The sequence below is a fragment of the Pseudoalteromonas sp. 68 DY56-GL68 genome, assembly GCF_041414825.1.
Lineage (GTDB): Bacteria > Pseudomonadota > Gammaproteobacteria > Enterobacterales > Alteromonadaceae > Pseudoalteromonas.
This window is the reverse complement of record NZ_JAOCZL010000006.1, coordinates 67457-88899: the sequence shown is the minus strand read 5'-3', so window position 1 is coordinate 88899 and position 21443 is coordinate 67457. Positions and strand designations below refer to the sequence as shown.

Below are 21443 nucleotides of genomic sequence, written 5' to 3'. Positions count from 1 at the left end.
TTTATGAACTAACATAAAGATCCAATTGCTCACTAACTTCGTACTGAAGGCCAGTTGAAGTGATAATATGAGCCCTTAATCTGCCATATCTTTACTTTTAGTATCTACTGTCTAAACTATTGATTCTTAACACTCAAATTTTGAGTTGACTCTTAAGGGAAACACCCCAAATGTGGTTTACAAATAAAAAATTGTTATCTGAAAGAGCAAACTGCCGAGTATGAAAATATTAAGCAGGAACTGAAAGAAGAGATGCTGTATTTTTTATTAAGTAAAAGTGGGCATATCTTAGAAGCAAATCATCGTTTTGCTGCGGCAATCGAAATTGAAGTTGAGGATCTAAAAGGGGCAAGCATTGAAAGCTTGATCTTAAAAAAGTCATTAAATAAACCTCATACACAAAAATTCTTGTCAGCACTTAAGAAAACTAACCATTGGCATGGTGCTTTACAGTTAAAAACGAAAACTGATAGAGAATTGTGGCTTAGAAGCATTGTTCAACCTGTAAATGAAGATATAGCTATTTTCTCATCTGAGCTCACTCGCACTATCTCTCATTCGAGAGAGAAAGAAGATATGCTTGCTGCTCTTAGTCGTTCATCTGCTGTAATCGAGTTTACTCTAGATGGAATAATTCTGAGTGCTAACGATAATTTTTTAAATGCAATGGGGTACTCTAAAAGCCAAATACTAGGTAAGCACCATAGTATCTTTTGCGATCCAGAAGAAGCAAATTCAAATTCTTACAAAGAGTTTTGGTCAGAGTTAAAGGGGGGGCGCTTTATCTCTGACCGCTTTAAAAGAATAGATAGTTATGGCAATGAAGTATGGCTTGAAGCTTCTTATAACCCTATTCATGATGAAAATGGAGATTTATATAAAGTTGCTAAGTTCGCGACTGTCATTACAGAACAAATGAGAAGAGAGCAAGCTATTTCAGAAACAGCTGGCATTGCTTACGATATCTCAAAACAAACTGACTCTGATGCAGAAAATGGTTTAGGTGTTGTAAAGCAAACTATCTCAACTATGAATGCGCTTTCTAAGAAACTTGAAACTGCGAGCGAAGGCATTAATAAACTTGATGTACAATCAGCAAAAGTCTCTCAATTGGTTGAAAGTATTAAAGGAATAGCAGATCAAACAAACTTATTAGCACTTAATGCTGCAATAGAGGCTGCAAGAGCGGGTGAGCAAGGACGTGGTTTTTCAGTTGTCGCAGACGAAGTAAGACAATTAGCATCAAGAACGAGTTTAGCTACAGAGCAAATAATTAGTGTGGTTGCAGAAAACAAAGTACTTACTCAGGACGCTGTAACCCAAATTGAATCTAGCCTAGTAGAAGCCAAAGATGCTTTGGATTTATCTAATAGTGCAGGTAATGTAATCGATGACATTCAAAAAGGCGCAAAAGAAGTCGTTGAGGCTGTAGGCCAATTTAAAACAAACCTTTAATTTAGCTATCACAACTTGAGAGAGACTGAACAATGTGACTAAATCAAGTCAGTCTCTCAGTTATAAATTTCTCTATCGAGTATGGCAAAGCGAGCAACAATGCTTACAACCATCAACATTTGAATATTTGGTTTTTGCTTTCTCTACTGCATCTTTGCAACTATGGAAGAAACCTAAATAAGTGCGGTCTGTTATCAAGTTGAAGTACGGGCATGACTCTGTATGTACCTCATGCTCACCTGTGTTTTGGGCGTTATCGTTAATGTAATAATGTTTCAAAATTCCTCCCTAAATTATCCATTTTGTTTTATTACATAGTTAATATGTATTACTTACACATTAATTAAAAACTAGCTAATGCTTTCAAAAATACCAGTTTAATATACAAAAAATAATATTTTAAGACTAATAAAAAAGTGTGTCGCAAATTTACTGTTTTAGCGTTATTGTAAGTAGGTACAAAGTATTGCGGGAAACTTAAATGGACAATTGCAGCGTTCTAATCATTGATGATGAAGAAATTAATACCTTACAGTTAGAGCATGCCCTAGAGGATGTTGGTAAGATTACAACTTCTAACAATAGCTCCGAGGCTATACAACTTATAGAAAAAATTAAGCCTGATATCTTAGTTCTTGACTTAGAAATGCCTAAAGTCAGTGGTTTTGATATTTTAGAAGTCATACAGAAAAAGTCTACTCTGGCACATATTAGAACTGTTGTTATTACGTCTCACAGTGATCCTGCGATAGAAGAAAAAGCATTGTCTCTTGGCGCGATAGACTTTATTTCAAAACCCTTAAACCTCAGACTATGTCGAATTCGTATTGAAAATCATATAAAAATCAGGTCACAAGAAAAGATATTGCAACAGACTCAAGCAGAACTTTTTGCTGAAAAGGAACAGTTGAGAATCACTCTTGACTCGATTGCTGATGCTGTTATTTCTACTGATAAAAAGGCAAATATTGTGTATATGAACCCTGTAGCGCAAAGACTTACAGGGTGGTCACAAACAGCAGCGAAAGGTCGCCATATTGAAGAGGTGATGAAGTTAGTCGATGCTACGACCAAAGCTTCATCAATTAACCCATTAGTCGTTGCATTAAATGAAAATAGACCTGTTGCTATGGCTTTAAATACGCAACTAATAAGTAAGCAAGGAATTGAACATCGAGTTGAAGACAGCGCAGCTCCTATCCTTGATAAAAACCATAATCAATGCGGCGCTGTTATGGTGTTTCAAGATGTAAGCGAAGCTTTAGCTATGTCTATGCAGATGACTTATTTATCTCATCATGATCAATTGACCTCACTACCAAATCGAGTGCTACTGCATGATAGACTCACGCAAGGCATAGCCAGAGCAGAATTTAATGACTCTAAATTAAGTTTAATGTTACTTGATTTAGATAAGTTCAAGTTTATTAATGATGCATTAGGCCATCACGTTGGTGATGAGATAATTGCCCATATTGGTCATACTTTAGATTTATTTGCATGTAACGATATTACTGTCGCACGTGTTGGTGGGGATGAGTTTGCACTCGTTGTTCCTCATTCAGCTAACTCATTAAGCCTAGAGCCTCTTGTTAATCAAGTTCTCAATGTTATTAGCAAACCTTTCAGGTCTGGTGGTGAACAACATGTGCTTACAGCAAGTTTAGGTATAAGTGTGTATCCTGACGATGCTTCAAGCGTTGAAGAGATGCTTCGTCATGCAGACTCTGCAATGTATAAAGCAAAGAGTGAATCTGCAAATAGTTACTTTTACTTTAGTGACGATTTACAGATTGAAATTAATAGGCGCCTTGAGGTTGGAAATAAGCTAAGAAAGGCATTAGAAGAAAATGATCTCGAAGTTCATTATCAACCTAAATATGATTTAAACACTGACACACTTATTGGTGTAGAAAGCTTAGTCCGTTTAAAAGATGGGCAAGGCGGCTTTATTTCTCCAGTTCATTTTATTGAATATGCCGAGGAGACAGGGCTTATTTTTCGCTTAGGAGAACAAGTTCTAGAAAAAAGCTGTATTGCTGCAAAAAATTGGCTTGATAAAGGTCTGCCTATTAAAGTTGCAGTAAACATATCTGCTAAACAGTTCACAGATACTAAACTTGTAGATACTGTTGCTGAGATTCTTGAAAGAACGCAATTACCTAGCCGTTATTTAGAATTAGAAGTGACAGAATCGGCCTTGATTGAAAATTTTGATTATACTGTAAGTCAATTAAAGCTTATTTCTGGAATGGGGGTGAGTATTGCTCTTGATGACTTTGGTACTGGATACTCAAGCCTTTCATATTTAAGATTATTCCCATTAGATGTGCTGAAAATAGATCAGTCTTTTGTTCGTGATATGCTTGATGATGCTCAAGCATTTAATATTGTTACTACTATAATTGAATTAGCTCATTCACTAGGACTGCAAATTGTGGCTGAAGGGATTGAAACTTTAGAGCAAAAAGATCGACTGCAAGAGCTTGGTTGTCAAATTGGTCAAGGTTATTTACTAAGTAAGCCTTTGAATATCGACAAGGCTAACAAACTAATACAAAGTAGTAAGGTTGAAGGAATATTATGCCCTTAAGTTTAAAGCCCTTATCACAATGTAAAGTATTCATCGTTGACGATGATGAGATGGTAAGGCTAAGTTTAGGAGTTATTTTAGAAGATCATTTTTCCGTGGATGCATACTCTTCTGGTCAGGCTGTTTTAGAAGCCTGTGAGGATTTACTTCCAGATTTGATTTTACTAGATATTAATTTACCGGATATAAGTGGTCTGGATATTTGTAGGCGACTTAAGGCTAAACCTACATTCGAAAATATCCCAATAATTTTCATCACTTCGACTTACGACACGGAATACCAAAATGCATGCTGGGAAGCTGGTGCTTCTGATTTTATTGGTAAACCTATTACTGCATCGACATTGATACACCGCACGAAAAATCATTTAGAGAATAAGCTTCGATTAGAAAAACTATTACAGCTTACTTATAAAGATTCGTTGACAGGCTTATTTAACCGTCACTATTTGGATTTAGAAGTTGCAAACGTTTTTAAACAGACTTCAAGAGAGAGGAAACCGTTCAGCTTGCTAATGCTGGATATCGACTTCTTTAAATTATACAACGATCAATACGGGCATCCGCAAGGAGATGCTTGCCTAAAAATAATTGCTGATGTTATTGAGCGATCTATTCAAAGACCTCAAGATATAGCAATACGATATGGTGGTGAGGAGTTTCTTGTCATACTGCCATTCACTGACTTCGACGGCGTTAAATTCATATGTGATCGTATTTCAGCAGAGCTTGAGGCAATTAATATCCCACATGTTAAGTCTTTATGGGGCCGCGCTACAGTCAGTATCGGTGGGGTTATCTATGAGCATCAAAATAAGGTGAGCTTTAATGAGCTAATTAATTGCGCAGATAAGGCGCTTTATGCGGCTAAAAATGATGGGCGAAACTGTTTTAGGCTTAGCTTTTGTGATTGATTTAGGCTTTTCTTACTGCTTTTTGTAGAAACCTCAGGAACATAGCCTATACTTTGGAGATTGTTAACTTACCAAGAAATACAATGGAACATTCCCAAAAGCGTCGAGATTTTCTAAAAACACTCGGTGTTGGTGCTGCGGCATCAACACTTGCGTTTAAAGCCCCTTATGTTTTTGCAAAGAACAAAGTAACCCTTCGTGTAATGGGAACACATGTTACGTTGCAAGAAGAGCTTAGACAAAGAGCAATGCGCGAACTAGGTATAAACATTGAGTTTTCGCCAATGGGAAGTGCCGCCGTTTTGCAAAAAGCAGCAGCAGACCCTAGTTCTTTTGATTTGTATGAGCAATGGTCTGACTCTATTAATATTTTGTGGCAAGCAGATGCCATTCAGCCAATCGAGGTTGATAGACTTGTTTATTGGGATGAAATAAACCCACTTTCCAAGATAGGCAAAATTGTACCGGATGCAAAGTTAGGTTCAGGCGATTCACCAAATAAGCTTCTTTATGCACAGCAGGATGGTTCGTTAGGAAAAACACCATCCAAATTAATTAGCTTCATGCCTTATGTACATAATGTAGATTCATTTGGCTATAACACGAATGTAATTGAAAAAGGCATTCCTTACGAAACAGAGTCTTGGGCATGGTTATTAGATGAAAAGAATAAAGGGAAAGTAGCATTAGTTAATGCACCAACAATAGGCATTTTTGACGCTGCTCTAGCTGCTCAAGCTAAAGGATTAATGAAATTTAATGATTTAGGCAATATGACTATTGCCGAGATTGACCAATTATTTGCCGTTTTATTTGAAAAGAAACGCCAAGGTCATTTTTCAGGCTTTTGGACGTCAGTACCACAATCTGTTGATTTTATGAAAATGAACCGAGTGACCATTCAAAGTATGTTCTCACCAGGTGTCAGTGCGCTAAATGGGCAAGGCATTCCAGTAACTTATGCATCGCCAAAAGAAGGTTACAGAGCATGGCATGGAGTTATGTGTTTATCAAAAAATACCCATGGGCATGTTAAAGATGCTGCGTATGAGTATATGAACTGGTGGTTATCTGGCTACCCAGGTGCATTTATAGCAAGGCAAGGATATTACATTTCTAACCCTAGTCGTAGCCAACCGCTTATGTCTAAACCTGAGTGGAACTATTGGTATGAAGGACAAGAAGCGTCAACTGACTTGAAGGGAACAGATGGAAAAGTATCTATTAAAGCAGGCGAAATAAGGGATGGTGGCAGTTATATTAAACGGTTTTCGAATATTGCGGTTTGGAATACTGTGATGCCAAATTATGATTACAGTTTAGATAAGTGGTATGAACTACTTAGCGCATAAGGAAGTAAATTGTTAAGTTTTTTTTCAAAATCTCTTGCTGTCAAAATGTCGCTAGCAATGGTGCTTGTCTTAGTCGCTATGAGCGCGAGTTATTTGATTATGAATCAAAGGCTTAAAACGATTGAGGACTCTTTTAATAACATCGGTAAGATTGGCAACTATGCTGTAGATATTTTAAAAATTAATAAAGATATTGTTGAGATGCAAAGGGATATCTCAGTTTATGGTGCATCAGGTAGTGCACCCGTTTTTAAAAAAATCATGGAAAATTTTGAAAGTATTGAAAAGCGATTAGCTGAAATTAATGTAATAAAAGGCTCGGAAAGTATTCAAATTCATCTTGATGGTATGACGGAGCTTGTAAGTCGTTATGGCGCTAACTTAAAAGTACTGACATTTCGCTTTACACGACGGAATGACTTAATTGAAAAAGAATTACCGCAAATTTATTTGAACGCAATTTCACTTCTTGAAAATTTAAAAGCAAAGGCTACTGATACAAATGAGAAGTTGTTTGTTACAGAGTACCTTAATCTATGGCATATGCTGCATCGTGATGCTTATCAATTTTTAACAAAAAAAGATTATGCCAAAAGAGCTGAAGTTGAAAAAATACTGAACTCGCTATCTAAAAACGTTGCAGATAAATCTAAATTTAAAAATATGATCGATTTGTCTAATAGCTATCGAAATACTTTTTCAAAAAGTGTTCAGGCTAATCGAAACTATTTAAGCTTAGTAAATGTAGTAATGGCTGGAGATGCAATTGAATTTAGTACGCTTGCGAATAGCTTAAGGGAAGATTCGTTAACGCAACTAAAACAAATAAAACGGGATGCTCAAAAGACGGTTTCAATGACAGAAAGCATTTTAAATGTACTTGCTTTGATAGTTGTTATTTACATTGTCTCTCTATCAGCATTCTTTCACTTGCAAATTATACGTGCGATTAAACGCTTAACAAATAGCTTCACACATTTCTTAGACGGAGATTTGGAAGCACAAATTTATGATTTAAAAAGAAAAGACGAAATTGGTATTTTAGCCAAGGCAGCTAATAAGTTTAGAGAGCTAAGTAAAGACCTATCTGAAGCGAAGCAAAGTGCTGAGCATACAACAAAAGTTAAGTCAGAGTTTTTAGCAAATATGAGCCATGAAATTAGAACACCGATGAATGGTATTTTAGGCATGGCTCGCCAGATGAGCCGCACGACACTCACACAAGAACAAAGCAAAATGCTACACCTCATACAGTCTTCAGGTGCTAGCTTATTAGTGATTATTAACGACATTCTTGATTTGAGTAAAATTGAGGCTTCAAAAATTGAACTTGAGTCTGAACCAGTAGATTTAAGCTATCTTTTAGAGGAGCTAAAACACCTATTTCAGGAGCAAGCTGCTAGTAAGAATATTCAGCTTTATATCTCTACAACTCCGGAAGTTGAAAAACTGACTTTTTTGGCCGATGAAACGCGCTTAAAGCAGGTATTGATAAATTTACTGGGTAACGCTGTTAAGTTCACAGAGAGAGGAAGCGTTTCGTTAACTGTAAACATACAAGAGATTGGGTTTGATGAAGTAAAGCTTACGTTTAATGTATCAGACACAGGGATCGGGATTGCAAGTGAACACTTGAATACACTATTTGAAGCATTTTCTCAGGCAGATACGTCTATTACAAGACGTTTTGGTGGTACAGGGTTGGGCCTCACTATATCAAATAAATTATTAGATTTGATGGAAGCACCTCTACAAGTCGAAAGTGCACTAGGAGAAGGGTCTCATTTTTATTTTTCTCTGTTAGCAAAGCGCACACTATCTTCAATGGACTTAGATCATAAAGATGCTTCATTAACTACACCTAAAAAAGATATAGATTTATCGAATATTAATGCGCTTGTTGTTGAAGATAATGACATTAATCAGATAGTGATTGAAGCGATGCTCAATGAATTTAATATTACCTCTATAAATATGGCAAACAATGGTCAGGAAGCTGTTGAACAATGTGAACTAGGTGTATTTGATATTATCTTTATGGATATGCAAATGCCAGTATTAGATGGTCCGCAAGCCACTGTAAAAATTAGAGAGTTTTCTGCTTTCAAACATACACCAATTATTGCTTTAACTGCTAATGTATTAAGTGCAGATAAGCAGCGCTGTTTTGATGCCGGAATGGATGATTATATCGCAAAGCCACTCGAGTATGACGCTTTGAGGTCTATCTTGCTAAAGTGGTGTAGAACAAATATTAAGCGGACATAGTATGGATATTTATAATAAAGGTGGTGCAAGTTTAGTTGGTTCGAAGGTATTTTTAACAATAGTTTCCTTTGTGTTTTTTATTTTTGCCTTATTTGCAGTTTATTTTTTTGAAGGACACGTTAAAAGTGATGTTTTAGGGTCAATTGATCAAGAGTTTACTGAGACACAAGAGCGCTTAAAAGAAATAGTAACTAGTTCAATTGCTGAGTCAAAATCAGATCTCCGCTTTTTATACTCAACCCCCCCTATATCGGGATTACCAAGAGCTGAATTTAATGATGGAATTGATCCATACGATGGTACTACATACAACCAGTGGAAAGAGCGTCTAGAAACCATATTTATTGGTTTTATGGAAAATAACCTCGCTGTTGAGCAACTTCGTGTTATTGCTGTTACTGCCGAGGGTAGAGAGTTAATACGCGTGCAAAGAGTAGGCGCATCTGTAGAGGCTGTGCCTGATTACTCATTGCAGGCTAAAAGCGGTGAGCTATACTTTTTACCAAGCTCTCAGCTTGAAACGAATCAAATTTACATGTCGCCACTTACTTTAAATAAAGAATTTGGTGAAGTGGTTTTTCCTTACCAGCCAATGTTACGTTTTTCTATTCCCATCTTTAGTGATAAAGGAAAGCGGTATGCATTTTTAATTATGAATGTAAATGCTAATGCACTCATTGATAATCTTAAACGAACCGTTTTTAACTACTCTGATTTAATTATTAGTAGCTCTGAAGGTGACTTTATTTACCATCCTGTAGAAGACTATCAATTTTCACGAGATTTAAACCCAGACCTAACGTGGGAAAAAGTTTATAGTCAGAAAGTTCAATATCAAGGGCTCTACACGGTAACATCAAAACTTAACCCTAACTTGCAGTTTTATGTACATTCTACAAAAGTGAAAACAAGACCTAGGAATAAATATGGATATATTAACTTTAATCTTTTAGTACCTGAAAAATACGTAGAAATGTTAGTTAATGAGAAACGTGAAATCACTTATGGCTTCCTAGCGGCTATTGGTGTTTTCACTTCCATATTACTTATAATGTTTTATAGAAATGCAACGAGGAGCCAGTTATTAGCGGAAGCTCGCAGAGAAGCATCTGCAATAGTTGATGGGTCAATCGATGCAATCGTTGGGTTAAATCTAGAGGGTGAGTTAACAAGTATAAATAATACAGCGGAGCGTTTGTTATCAATTTCTAAAGTGACAGCATTAGGGAAATCAGCAATAGACATTGAGTTTCTCTCAAAATTACCCACCCAGACCTACATTAATGATATACAAAGCTCAAAATCACAAATTAAAGATGAATTCTCCGAACAATTTGGCGAAACAACGTTTCATTTTGCGATATCTGTTAGTCCCGTATTTTCTGAACAAAGTACTTTAATTGGACTTGCTTTAATTATTAGAGATATAACAAAAGAAAAAGAAGCTGAAATAAAAGTAAAACGATTAAATACAGAGCTAGAAGCGAAAGTTAGAAAGCGTACTCAGGCACTTGCAGAGGCTAAAGATGATGCGATCAAGCATAGCGATATTAAAAGCGCATTTATATCGAACATAAGCCATGAGCTTCGAACTCCATTGAATGGGGTCATTGGCACTTTAAATATTTTAAAACGAGAAGAGTTGTCTGATAAATCACGAAACCTTGTTGAAATGATGGATCTAAGTGCATCAAATTTAAATCTATTAATTAATGACATACTTGATTTATCTAAGATTGAAGCAGGTAAACTGGATCTAAATCTTAAAACAATCAATCTACAACTACTAATTGAAAGACTAGTTGAATCAAGTGCTATTCGAGCCTTTGATAAAGGGTTAAATGTATATTTAGATACCAGTGACTTAAACTGTGAGAATATTAAAACAGATCCGCTCAGACTCAGCCAAATTTTAAATAACTTAATCAGTAACGCGATAAAATTTACTGACAAAGGCTATATAAAAGTCACTGTTAGTTCTGAGCGCATATCGGAAAAGTTACATGATTTAAAAGTAAAGGTCCAAGATACGGGAATAGGGATAGCGCCTAGTACGCAAGGACAATTATTTGATGCGTTTCAGCAGGCAAGTACGGCAATATCAGAAAAGTTTGGGGGGAGCGGACTTGGCTTGTCTATTTGTAAACAATTATGTCAATTAATGGATGGAGACATTTCTGTCAGTTCAACTTTAAATCAGGGCAGTACTTTCACCTTCAATATTAAAGTTCGCTGCAATGGAGAGAACTTTCAAGTTACTGAAAAATGCTACGAGAATAAAGCTATTTTGGTGGCGAGCAGTAATCAGAATATTTGGGAAGTCTTGGATAAGACAATTAGTTTGCTAGGTGGTATTGTCAACACATGCTCTATGGCGGAGCTTGGTGCACATAAAAACAAAGCTTTTGATTACGTGTTCTTAGACTATGAAGATGATACAACTAATAACATAGGTTCAATCATTGAAGTTTTAAGCGAAAATAAACAAAGTACTCAGTTTATAACACTTCATCAACCAGGAAACCCACTCCCTAAAGGTATTGCATCAAAAGTTTCTCAAATCACAAAGCCTATAACCCAAACAGAGCTGGTGCAAGTTGCTGGCTACGAAGTGCCGAAATGTGAGCCATTATATCTACTTTCTGAAACCAGTACCTTTGAAGTTACAGATGATGTCACTGAGCAATTAAAAGATTGTACAGTATTGATTGTCGACGATAATGAAATCAACATTGAAGTTGCTAAAGGCGCATTAGATGAGCTGCCTATAAATATTTTAACAGCAAGTAATGGACAAGATGCAATTGAACTTTTAAATCATTTCAACACAAATGAGAAGCAAATAAACTGCATACTGATGGATTGCCAAATGCCAATTTTAGATGGTTATCAAGTGTGTGAAAAAATACGCACAGGAAAAGCAGGAGAGTCGTTTATTGATATTCCTATCATTGCTATGACCGCAAGCGCGATTGCAGGTGAAAAGGAAAAATGCTTAGCTGTGGGGATGAGTGATTATGTGAGTAAGCCAATTGAGGTAGTAAAAGTATTAGAAAAGGTCGTCAAATGGTCGTTATCAAGCTACGAGGGGCAATCTAAAGCAATTCCTATTGCTGTAAATGAACTCAAAGAAGAAAAGCTGTGGGACCGTGAACAAGCCCTCACACGATTATTAAATAAAGAAGTTTTACTAAACAAAATTTGTGAAGTGTTTGTTGTTAAAGCACCTATTAAAGTGCAGGAACTAATAGAGCAACACAAACAAGGGAATAGTGAAGAAGTTCGTCAAATAGCGCATGCGTTAAAAGGGATGTGTGGTGAAATCAGCGCTAATAAGTTAAGAGAGTTATTCTCTGATATCGAGGTGATAGCAGAGAAAGGTAATTTGGATATCGGCACTCAGCTAGCCTCTGTTGAACAAATGATACCTAGGTTAGTAGAGGATGTTAAAAAAAGTACAACTTCTAACAAGTAAACTCAGCTTAAGCCTAAAAGAGGCGAGGTCTAATATCTAATAAGAGCGTTACCACCTTATGAAATTGTATTGAGCCGCCCGTTGGCTCTAACTCATTTTTGTCCATCGACGAGTTATAAATATAGCTCGCCTTTATCCCAAAATGCTTTAACGTAAGCCTTGATGTGTATAGATTGAAAGGATGATTACGATTGTAGTTGTAATTCAGAGAGCTGCTTTGATATCAAACTCTTTTGATGAGAAATGACCTTTCTTTAATATACCCTCACTTTGATAGTTTCTTTACCAACCCTATTTTAAACTTTCAATGAGTGCAACAAGAGTTGAGAAATAATGTATTGTTGTTCAGGTTGATACTAATAATTGTTTTTCATTAAGAGAATGTCCATTAAGCTACACAGTATAGCCATTCAGGCACTTTAAAAAAGAAGGAATTTGACTACGAAGCAAACACAAGTTGTAATTCTAATTTTCTAAATTCGGCGAGCTTTTCTTCTCTTACTTTTTCTTCAGTGATTAGTACTGAGATTGAATCTAAATCTGTCACTTTGTGTCTTGCAACGGAAGACAGTTTTTCTTCAGTTACTGCAATTAGCACATTATTACTTTGTTTCACAATAGCTTGTTTAAATTGAGCATCTTCAATATCAAAAGCAGAAACACCGACTTCCAAATCGATTGCGCAAGCCCCTAAAATAGCTAAATCAAAGTGCATAGTTTGTAGTTGTTTAAGTGAGGTCGTTCCAATTGCAGCTCCCTGTTGCTTACTTATTTTTCCTCCCAACAAAACAACATCACAATACTCATGAGATTGTAATGCAATGGCGACCGATGGTGTATGTGTTACAACAGTTAATTCAAGGTGTTGTGGGATCATCTTTGCGATAGCTAAATTTGTGCTACCGGAGTCAATAAAGATGAATGCTTTTTCTTTAAAATAAGGGATACAAGCCTTTGCTAAGATCTGTTTACGATCATCATTTAAGTCTAATCGCTGGACTAAACTACCATCATTTTTCGCATTAATAACGGCACCACCGTAAACTTTTTTACATACACCTTGATTCGCCAATTCCTGTAAATCTCGACGGATCGTGTGCTCTGAAACATTGAGTTGTTTGGCAAGTTGAACGCACACAACTCGGCCTGTTTGTTGTAAATGATCTTTGATCAGTGCTTGCCTCTGATTTGGGAATGAAGCATAATCGAGCATAATAAATCATAATTGAGCATTGATTGGTGATATTAATGTAGCATTGAGTGCTTCTTTTAGCAATTTTATGATTTATTAAGTAATAGCAGTAGATTACTCCGCAGCGTTATAACCTCATGCAAGTCGTTTGCTGTAATCATTAGGCTATATTTAACTTAAAATTTTTGAACAGTCTGCTCGATTGTGATGTTTTATGAAAGGTTTATGCAATGTCGTTAAAAATATGTCCATTCAATAAGCGAGAAGTTTTAGCTACAAGATTACTGTTTTTGTGTGCAGGCTTAGCCACTGCAACATGGGCCTCACTTATCCCTATTATAAAAACACGTATAGGTATAGATGAGAGTACTTTAGGCTTTTTGTTATTATGTCTTGGCGCAGGTGCAATATTCGCAATGCCAATTTCTGGGGCGCTCGCTACTAAATATGGTTGTAAGCGAATCTTGCAAGTCTCAGGCATATTGATTGTTGTTTGCTTACCTATTTTCGCCTTAGTCAATAGTGTTGTTAGTTTAGCTGTTTTACTCGTTCTTTTTGGTCTATCTATAGGTACAACTGATTGTGTAATGAATATTCAAGCTGTTTTAGTTGAAGAGCGTTCGAAAATGCCATTAATGTCTGGTTTTCATGGCTTTTATAGCTTAGGTGGCATTGTTGGAGCTGGTGCTGTTGCTGTGCTGTTGATTGCAACTTTCTCTGCAATCGAAATTTGTTTGGCGATGGCTTTGGTTGTTTTACTATGTTTTCTGATTGCTAGGGGGGATTTGCTACCGTTTGCAAGCCAAACTGAAGGACCTGCATTTGCTTTACCAAAAGGGCCTGTTGTATTGATAGGTGTTATTTGTTTTGCGATGTTTTTAGCCGAAGGAACCGTTCTAGATTGGAGTGGTATTTATTTGATGGATTACCAGAATGCATCTAATGGAATGGCAGCTTTGGGGATATTCAGCTTCTCAATCACAATGACATTAGGTAGATTGTTTGGTGATCGAATTATTACTCATTTTGGACAAAGAGTCGTACTTACTATTAGCGGCTTAACAGCAAGCCTTGGGCTTCTAATAGCTATTGCATCTATGAACTTTTACCTTGCGCTATTTGGTTATGTGCTTATGGGAATCGGCTGTGCCAATGTTGTCCCTATAATGTTTTCAGCGGCAGGTAAGCAAACCTATATGTCACAGGCAACAGCAATTCCAGCGGTGACTACACTTGGCTATGTTGGTGTATTAATGGGGCCTGCAAGCGTGGGACAAATTGCACACTTCACATCACTTGCAGCTGCGTTAGTTGTAATTGCAATTTTAATTACTACAGCAACTATGCTTTCCTTTTTCGTAAAAGTTTCTCGCGTTTAAGTTATCTCTAATAATTTAAACTTCAGTCAATTTAAGTCTAAATTGGCTGGTTGAGAGTAAGCAGATAGGCTTTGAGCTAGCACGTTTATGTCCATCAACGGGTTTTAAATATAACTCGACTTTTGCCCTTTAACGATTTAGAGCTAATAGGTTAAGGTCGCTTATGAGCCATCTAAGATCACAACAAACTCTTATATTCGTTTACTCTCTGTCCAAACTGAAAGATGTCTAGTTGTTCAGGGGAAGATCATTGTTAGGTGCATATGCAACAAGTACCTAAGGCGTGCTTAATACACGAATAACTATCTTTGTATCAAAACAAACCCATCAATAAATCTGGTATTCACCTTTAGGTTTATTGCTATACATGAACGACTCGAGTTCCGATTTAAGTACTTCGACGATATCGGTTGTAAACGGTGTTCTTATTTCGCCAGAGTCTAAATACCTCAGTAAATCAACTTCATGTTTAATAGCTGACTGAATTGAGTAAGTAATAGGGTAGGTGACTTTAAACTGCTGATGTGAGATGACGTTATCAGGGTTTTCTATGTCAACGTAGAAGGTTAGCTGTTCATTTTCTTCACAAATATCACTGCAAGTACCATGGTCTCGAATGTAATCCATGACTATATTTTTAATGAAAATATCGAACTCATTCATATTAATCCCTCAATATTTGCCCATCCATTGGGTACAACTAAAATCTAGCAAAGAATAATAAATCTAGCCAACGCTATTTTGCAGATTTTTAGTTAACCCTCTCTGAATGAGGGTTAATAAAATAGTAGAAGGAGTAATTAATTCAGCTCTTTACAGTAGTTTTTCATGAGGGTTTAGATAGAACATCTTCTTCCATCCTTGGGTTTCATTTGTCATTAACCAAGGAAGTGGTAACAGAGATAAAATTGAATAGTGAACGTGTGACGGTTTACCAATCGCGTTACCTGAATTACCTAATGTGCCGATGGTATCGCCTATTTTAACAAGGCTCCCACTCGCGACTGAAAGGCTATCTAGGTGAGAAAAGTAATGAATACGCCACTTTGGCCCTAAAATAGCAATTGCCTTACCACCCTTGCTGAAATGACCCGAAAAAACAACAATACCAGAGCTTGCAGCTGAAACGGTGGTTCCCTTCTTGCCAAATATATCGATACCTTTATGTACAACAGAAGAACCCCAAGGCTCGAACCAAAAAGTTTCATGGTTCCAATCATTCGGTGTCGCACCTTTAACAGGAATAATGGTTTTTTCTGGTATCAACATACCAATTAAGATTATCAAGCCTAAAGTAAGGAAACTATATTTTATGTATTTCATTGTCTTATCCATGACATATTTTTAATTAAAGCTGACCCATTAAACTCATTAATAGTCTAAAAAACAATACAAAACAACGCCACCTGTTGTTTGGAACACTCCGGCTCATAATGAGGAGGGAATTTTATGTACTTTAGAGTGAATTTTATCTTTAGTTTAAAGCGTGAGCCGTAAAAGGGAAGAAAGTGCTTCAAGGTATGATGAAGCACTTTTAATGAATCGATTAATGTGTAGATTAAATAATAACGTGGGGAGCGAGCTTATTAACTACGCGCCTAATTCAGCTCTTACGATTTCAGCACCTTGACTAAGTGCACTTAGTTTAGCCGTAGCTACATCTCTTGAAAGTGGTGCCATACCGCAGTTGGTGCAGGGGTAAAGCTTGTCAGCGTCGACATATTTGAGAGCTTCGCGCAACGTTGCGGCCACCTCATCGGGTGTTTCAATATCAGTGGTTGCCACATCAATTGCACCAACCATTACTTTTTTACCGCGAATAAGTTCAAGCAGTTCAATAGGTACGCGAGAGTTGTGACACTCCAGCGAAATAATATCGATATTCGATTTTTGTAGTTTTGGAAACACTTCTTCGTATTGACGCCATTCATTCCCAAGCGTTTGTTTCCAATCTGTATTTGCTTTGATGCCATAGCCGTAGCAAATGTGTACGGCTGTTTCGCAGTTTAGCCCTTCGATTGCTCTTTCTAGGCACTTAATGCCCCAGTCATTTACATCATCAAAAAATACATTAAACGCAGGCTCATCAAATTGGATAATATCAACGCCCGCGGCTTCGAGCTCTTTGGCTTCTTGATTGAGTATTTTGGCAAATTCCCATGCCAGCTTTTCTCGGCTTTGATAGTGCGCGTCATACAAGGTGTCTATCATGGTCATAGGGCCTGGCAGTGCCCATTTTATTGGTTGTTTGGTTTGTGAACGTAAAAATTTAGCGTCTTCAACAAACACTGACTTGCTGCGTGATACTGGCCCAGCGACGCTTGGCACACTTGCTTCGTAGCGATTGCGAATAGTGACTGTTTTACGGTTTTCAAAGTCAACACCATTCAAATGTTCAATAAAGGTGGTTACAAAGTGTTGGCGTGTTTGCTCACCGTCGCTGACAATATCAACGCCAGCCTGTTGTTGCTCTTGCAGGGCTACACGTAGTGCATCTTGTTTGCCATCAATAAGCTCTGCACCTTGTAACTTCCATGGCGACCATAGAGTTTCGGGTTCAGCGAGCCAAGAAGGTTTTGGTAAGCTGCCCGCTGTCGATGTTGGTAATATTTTTTTCATGTTAACTCTCATTAAATCGCGTAGTTAGCCGACCACTGTTCCAAAACTGATTGATAAGGCTTAATAAAGTGCTGTTCAGTAAACTTACCTTGAGCAATGGCAAGTTGGCTGCGTTCTTCGCGGTCATAAACTATCTGTGTGATAGAGTGATCGGCATTTCGTAAATTTGGTTGATACTTGCTACCCGCTACGGCGTTTGCGTTATAGATCTCCGGTCGATAAATCTTTTGGAATGTTTCCATGGTACTGATTGTGCTGATTAGCTCTAAATTAGTGTAATCATTCAATAAGTCACCAAAGAAATAGAATGCTAAAGGTGCAACGCTGTTTGGTGGCATAAAGTAACGAACTTGTAAGCCCATCTTTTTGAAATACTGTTCTGTGAGTGACGATTCATTAGGTTGATACTCGACACCTAAAACAGGGTGGTGATTTTCAGTACGGTGATATGTTTTATTGTCAGAAACGCTTAGGCAAATAACCGGAGGCTTTTTGAAGTGCTGTTTATACGTTTCTGAATCAATAAAGTATTTAAATAACTTACCGTGTAGATCGCCAAAGTTATCTGGAATACTAAATTCTTCTCTGCTTTTATTGTGATCAAGTAATAACACACTAAAATCATAATCACGGACATATGATGAGAAGTTGTTACCAACAATTCCCTCAATACGTTCATTGGTTTTATGGTCAATGATGTTGGTCTTTAAAACTTCAATTGAAGGAAACGCTTCACCACTGCCTGCAATATCTAAATCAACTGAGACAATTTCAAGCTCAACAGAATAGCGGTTGCCTTGTGGATTATCCCAATTTGCCAGTGCATTGAAACGGTTATCTATCATTTTTAATGCATTACGTAAGTTCTGCTGGCGACTTTCGCCACGTGCTAGGTTAGCGAAGTTAGTGGTAATACGGGTGCTGTTTGACGGATGGTAATTTTCGTCAAGACGAATACTCTTAATTGTAAATGAGAAATTGTGTTTCATGGCAATGTACCTAATGTCCTGAGATAAATGATTGCTGCTCACCTTCCTTTAATTGCTAGGTCGTTAACCTTAGGTTGCTCTGCAGCGGTAATGAATTTATACGTGCTTACTATCATGAAGAAAAACGTTTTTATTTCAGGTAAAACATGAATTTGATTCATACCTAAATGGGGGGATTAGTTTATTGAGTAACAAAGAGAGGATAATATATGGAAAAATAATTTTAAATGTCTAGATGGCTAGATGTTTTTAGCGGTGTTGTAATTTTTTCATATAAAACGTGAGTAATATTCACCACTTATCATTGGCTTCATAGTCATTTGTACTGCTTTTAGTTGTTATACTCAGCTCCCTAACTAATAACAAAGACAAGTAAAATGAATGAATTAATCGTGTTAATACTAGCCTGCGCGATACTCGGCAGTGGTGTTGGCTTTTTGGCAGGGCTCTTGGGGATCGGTGGTGGCTTAGTGATCGTGCCGATATTAAGTATGATACTGCTGCATTTTCAGATTTTACCAGCGGAACAAGTTGTGCTGGTGGCTATTGCAACATCGCTCGCATCAATCCTTTTTACTTCAACATCATCAGCCATTGCTCACCATAAAAATGGCAATGTGCCTTGGCAATTAGCTCCTTGGGTTATGACAGGAGTTGCATTAGGCGCACTGATAAGTGGCTTCTTAGCAGCATTATTACCGCAAGATGTGGTACGAATTGTCTTTGCAGTAAGTGTGGTGCTTATTGCATTGAAAATGATTTTTGGCAGTAAAAATAATGCCCAAACAACTCGCGCATTACCGAATAAAGGGCTTTTAACGTTTTATACAACAATCACAGGCGGTTTATCTGCCATGATAGGCATTGGTGGTGGTGCCGTGTTAGTACCGTTACTCACGTTTTTCTCGGTCGATATGAAAAAAGCCATTGGCTGCGCCTCGGCGTGCGGTATTGTTATTGCACTATTTGGCTCAGTGGGTTACATCAGTTCGGGCAGTCAGTACTTTACGTTAAAAGAGGGCTTTGCTGGTTTTGTTTATTTACCAGCTTTGTTCGGTATTGTGTGTACTTCGTGGTTTACCGCGCCATTAGGTGCAAAAGCAACGCATCACTTGCCAGTATCCACAGTTAAAAAAGTGTTTGCTGCGCTTTTAATCATTATGGCTATTAATATGTTATTGCGTTAATTCGATACTATTCGAGTATCGAAAGTTAAACTTTCATGTTTTCAAGAAGCAGCAGCTACGCTGCTTTTTTTATTTACAGTAGGAGCGATTTATTTAGAAACGGAGATAGTGCTTGCACTATTGATATAACAAAAATATTATATAACAAAATTGTTATGGAGTGAGCCGTGAACATTCTATTCCTTTGTACAGAAAACTCAGCACGCTCAATTATGGCTGAAGCACTACTTAAACATCATGGTAAAGATAAGTTTGAAGTACACAGTGCGGGTACTCAGCCATCAGTAGTTGATGAACGCACTTTGGCTGCAATAGCGCATTTTGGTTTAAATACCGATGGTTTTTATTCAAAGCATATTAATGAGTTTTTGCATGCACACTTTGAGTATGTCATTACCTTATGTGATGACGCTGCAAAAGAATGTGCCAATCGAGTCGATGGTAATCACTGCCTTGCGTGGGATTTTGCAGATCCTAAAACTCGCTCCGAACCTCACGCATTCGAAAAAACCTTGCAAGAGATCAATGAGCGAATTAAACAGTTTGTGCAATCCCATAAGAAAGAAAAACCAGCATCGATTTCGCCAACCACATTTTATAAAGCGCTTGCAGATGATATTCGTTTAAAAAGCTTATTACTTATCGCCGTTGAGCAAGAGGTTTGCGTGTGTGAATTAATGACGGCACTTAATGAGCAAAGCCAACCAAAGGTTTCAAGGCATTTAGCGCAGCTGAAAAAGCAGGGCATTTTGTCGGATAGAAAACACCAGCAGTGGGTGTTTTACTCTTTAAATCCGACCTTACCAATATGGATGAAACAAACAATTACCTCGACCGTGGTAAACGAACCAAATTTCATAGAAAACGAGTTAGCAAGGCTAAATGCGATGGGGGATGATCGTCCAACCCGTGTTGCTCGCTGTTGTAATTAAACAAAGCGGTTTGCTGTTAACTGTCGACAAACCCTGTAAAACAAGTTAGACAATTTCAAAAAGTAGGAGCTTAACAATGGCAATTAAAGTAGGCATTAATGGTTTTGGCCGTATGGGTCGTTTATCGCTTAGAGCAGCGTTTGCATGGGACGACGTTGAGTTTGTGCAAATTAATGACCCTGCGGGTGATGCAGCAACACTGGCTCACTTACTAAAATATGATTCGGTACACGGTATTTGGCCTCATGAGGTTGAAAGTAACGAAAATGCTGTGATCATCGATGGCCACGAAATTAACGTCACACAAAATAAAGCAATTGCAGACACTGATTGGTCTGGTTGCGATATTGTTATTGAAGCCTCTGGCGTGATGAAAAAAACCGAATTACTGCAAGCCTATCTTGATCAAGGTGTGAAAAAAGTTGTTGTCACTGCCCCTGTAAAAGAAGACGGCGTGCTGAATATAGTGATGGGTGTAAATGATGATTTATACGATGTACAGCAGCACGATATTGTTACAGCAGCATCGTGCACTACCAACTGTTTAGCACCTGTGGTTAAAGTACTGCAAGAAAAAATTGGTATCAAACATGGTTCAATGACCACTATTCACGATATCACTAATACGCAAACTATCTTAGATGCGCCGCATAAAGATTTACGCCGTGCTCGCGCATGTGGCATGAGCTTAATTCCAACTACAACCGGCTCAGCAACAGCGATTACACATATTTTCCCTGAACTCAAAGGCAAATTAAACGGCCACGCGGTTCGTGTGCCTTTAGCAAATGCATCAATCACTGACTGTGTGTTTGAAGTTGAAAAGCCAACCACCGCAGAGCAAATTAACCAGTGGATGCAAGAAGCCGCAGAGGGCCAGCTAAAAGGTATTTTAGGGTATGAAGAAAAGCCACTTGTTTCTATCGATTACAAAACCGACCCACGCTCAAGCATTGTTGATGCGTTATCAACCATGGTTGTGAACGAGACGCAAGTTAAGTTGTATGTTTGGTACGATAACGAATGGGGTTATGCAAACCGCACCGCCGAACTTGCCCGTAAAGTTGCGCGATCACTACAAGGTTAAA

The 21443-nt window shown here is 37.6% G+C and carries 16 protein-coding genes; 10 read left to right on the top strand and 6 right to left on the bottom strand.

The features are described from left to right. Positions 1-252: 252 nt before the first annotated feature. Positions 253-1455, top strand: coding sequence for a methyl-accepting chemotaxis protein (locus NYF15_RS01170; RefSeq protein ID WP_371352491.1), 1203 nt, complete (start codon positions 253-255; stop codon positions 1453-1455). A 72-nt stretch (positions 1456-1527) separates the two neighbouring features. Here NYF15_RS01170 and NYF15_RS01165 read toward each other — a convergent pair whose 3' ends face one another. Beyond that, a complete protein-coding gene (locus NYF15_RS01165; RefSeq protein ID WP_082874020.1) occupies positions 1528-1734 on the bottom strand; it encodes a hypothetical protein in 207 nt (68 codons plus the stop codon). Positions 1735-1936: 202 nt separating this feature from the next. On the opposite strand from NYF15_RS01165, the gene NYF15_RS01160 reads away from it, so the two are divergent. The 5 genes from NYF15_RS01160 to NYF15_RS01140 all read left to right on the top strand — a co-directional run bounded on the left by NYF15_RS01160 (position 1937) and on the right by NYF15_RS01140 (position 12057). Beyond that, on the top strand, positions 1937-4048 hold the full coding sequence (locus tag NYF15_RS01160; protein ID WP_371352490.1) for an EAL domain-containing protein: 2112 nt from the start codon (positions 1937-1939) through the stop codon (positions 4046-4048). After that, the gene (locus NYF15_RS01155; protein ID WP_371352489.1) at positions 4039-4962 is read left to right on the top strand and encodes a diguanylate cyclase; all 924 of its coding nucleotides are present in this window, start codon (positions 4039-4041) and stop codon (positions 4960-4962) included. The genes NYF15_RS01160 and NYF15_RS01155 overlap by 10 nt, the downstream gene beginning before the upstream one ends. A gap of 83 nt (positions 4963-5045) precedes the next feature. Continuing rightward, positions 5046-6314, top strand: coding sequence for a PotD/PotF family extracellular solute-binding protein (locus NYF15_RS01150; RefSeq protein ID WP_371352488.1), 1269 nt, complete (start codon positions 5046-5048; stop codon positions 6312-6314). A 9-nt stretch (positions 6315-6323) separates the two neighbouring features. After that, positions 6324-8582, top strand: coding sequence for an ATP-binding protein (locus tag NYF15_RS01145; protein WP_371352487.1), 2259 nt, complete (start codon positions 6324-6326; stop codon positions 8580-8582). 1 nt (position 8583) lies between these two features. Then, a complete protein-coding gene (locus NYF15_RS01140; RefSeq protein WP_371352486.1) occupies positions 8584-12057 on the top strand; it encodes an ATP-binding protein in 3474 nt (1157 codons plus the stop codon). A gap of 439 nt (positions 12058-12496) precedes the next feature. Here NYF15_RS01140 and NYF15_RS01135 read toward each other — a convergent pair whose 3' ends face one another. Next, entirely contained in the window at positions 12497-13270 is a 774-nt protein-coding gene (locus NYF15_RS01135; RefSeq protein ID WP_130151905.1) for a DeoR/GlpR family DNA-binding transcription regulator, read from the bottom strand. A gap of 209 nt (positions 13271-13479) precedes the next feature. Here NYF15_RS01135 and NYF15_RS01130 point away from each other — a divergent pair, with 209 nt between their 5' ends. Beyond that, on the top strand, positions 13480-14628 hold the full coding sequence (locus NYF15_RS01130; protein WP_130151904.1) for an MFS transporter: 1149 nt from the start codon (positions 13480-13482) through the stop codon (positions 14626-14628). A gap of 327 nt (positions 14629-14955) precedes the next feature. On the opposite strand, the gene NYF15_RS01125 is transcribed toward NYF15_RS01130, so the two are convergent. From NYF15_RS01125 to NYF15_RS01110, 4 genes are all read right to left on the bottom strand, one after another. Next, entirely contained in the window at positions 14956-15291 is a 336-nt protein-coding gene (locus NYF15_RS01125; protein WP_130151903.1) for a hypothetical protein, read from the bottom strand. Positions 15292-15441: 150 nt separating this feature from the next. Continuing rightward, positions 15442-15951, bottom strand: coding sequence for a M23 family metallopeptidase (locus tag NYF15_RS01120; RefSeq protein ID WP_371352485.1), 510 nt, complete (start codon positions 15949-15951; stop codon positions 15442-15444). Positions 15952-16218: 267 nt separating this feature from the next. Further along, positions 16219-17247 (bottom strand): methionine synthase, encoded by a 1029-nt coding sequence (locus NYF15_RS01115; protein WP_371352484.1) that lies wholly within the window; start codon positions 17245-17247, stop codon positions 16219-16221. 11 nt (positions 17248-17258) lie between these two features. Beyond that, positions 17259-18236 (bottom strand): DUF1852 domain-containing protein, encoded by a 978-nt coding sequence (locus tag NYF15_RS01110; RefSeq protein ID WP_130151900.1) that lies wholly within the window; start codon positions 18234-18236, stop codon positions 17259-17261. 377 nt (positions 18237-18613) lie between these two features. Between NYF15_RS01110 and NYF15_RS01105 the strand changes: the two genes are divergently transcribed. From NYF15_RS01105 to NYF15_RS01095, 3 genes are all read left to right on the top strand, one after another. Further along, positions 18614-19423: a sulfite exporter TauE/SafE family protein gene (locus NYF15_RS01105; protein WP_237119233.1), complete on the top strand. Its 810-nt coding sequence runs from the start codon at positions 18614-18616 to the stop codon at positions 19421-19423. Positions 19424-19590: 167 nt separating this feature from the next. Further along, on the top strand, positions 19591-20355 hold the full coding sequence (locus NYF15_RS01100; protein ID WP_371352483.1) for a metalloregulator ArsR/SmtB family transcription factor: 765 nt from the start codon (positions 19591-19593) through the stop codon (positions 20353-20355). 76 nt (positions 20356-20431) lie between these two features. Continuing rightward, a complete protein-coding gene (locus NYF15_RS01095; RefSeq protein WP_371352482.1) occupies positions 20432-21442 on the top strand; it encodes an ArsJ-associated glyceraldehyde-3-phosphate dehydrogenase in 1011 nt (336 codons plus the stop codon). Position 21443: the final 1 nt, after the last annotated feature.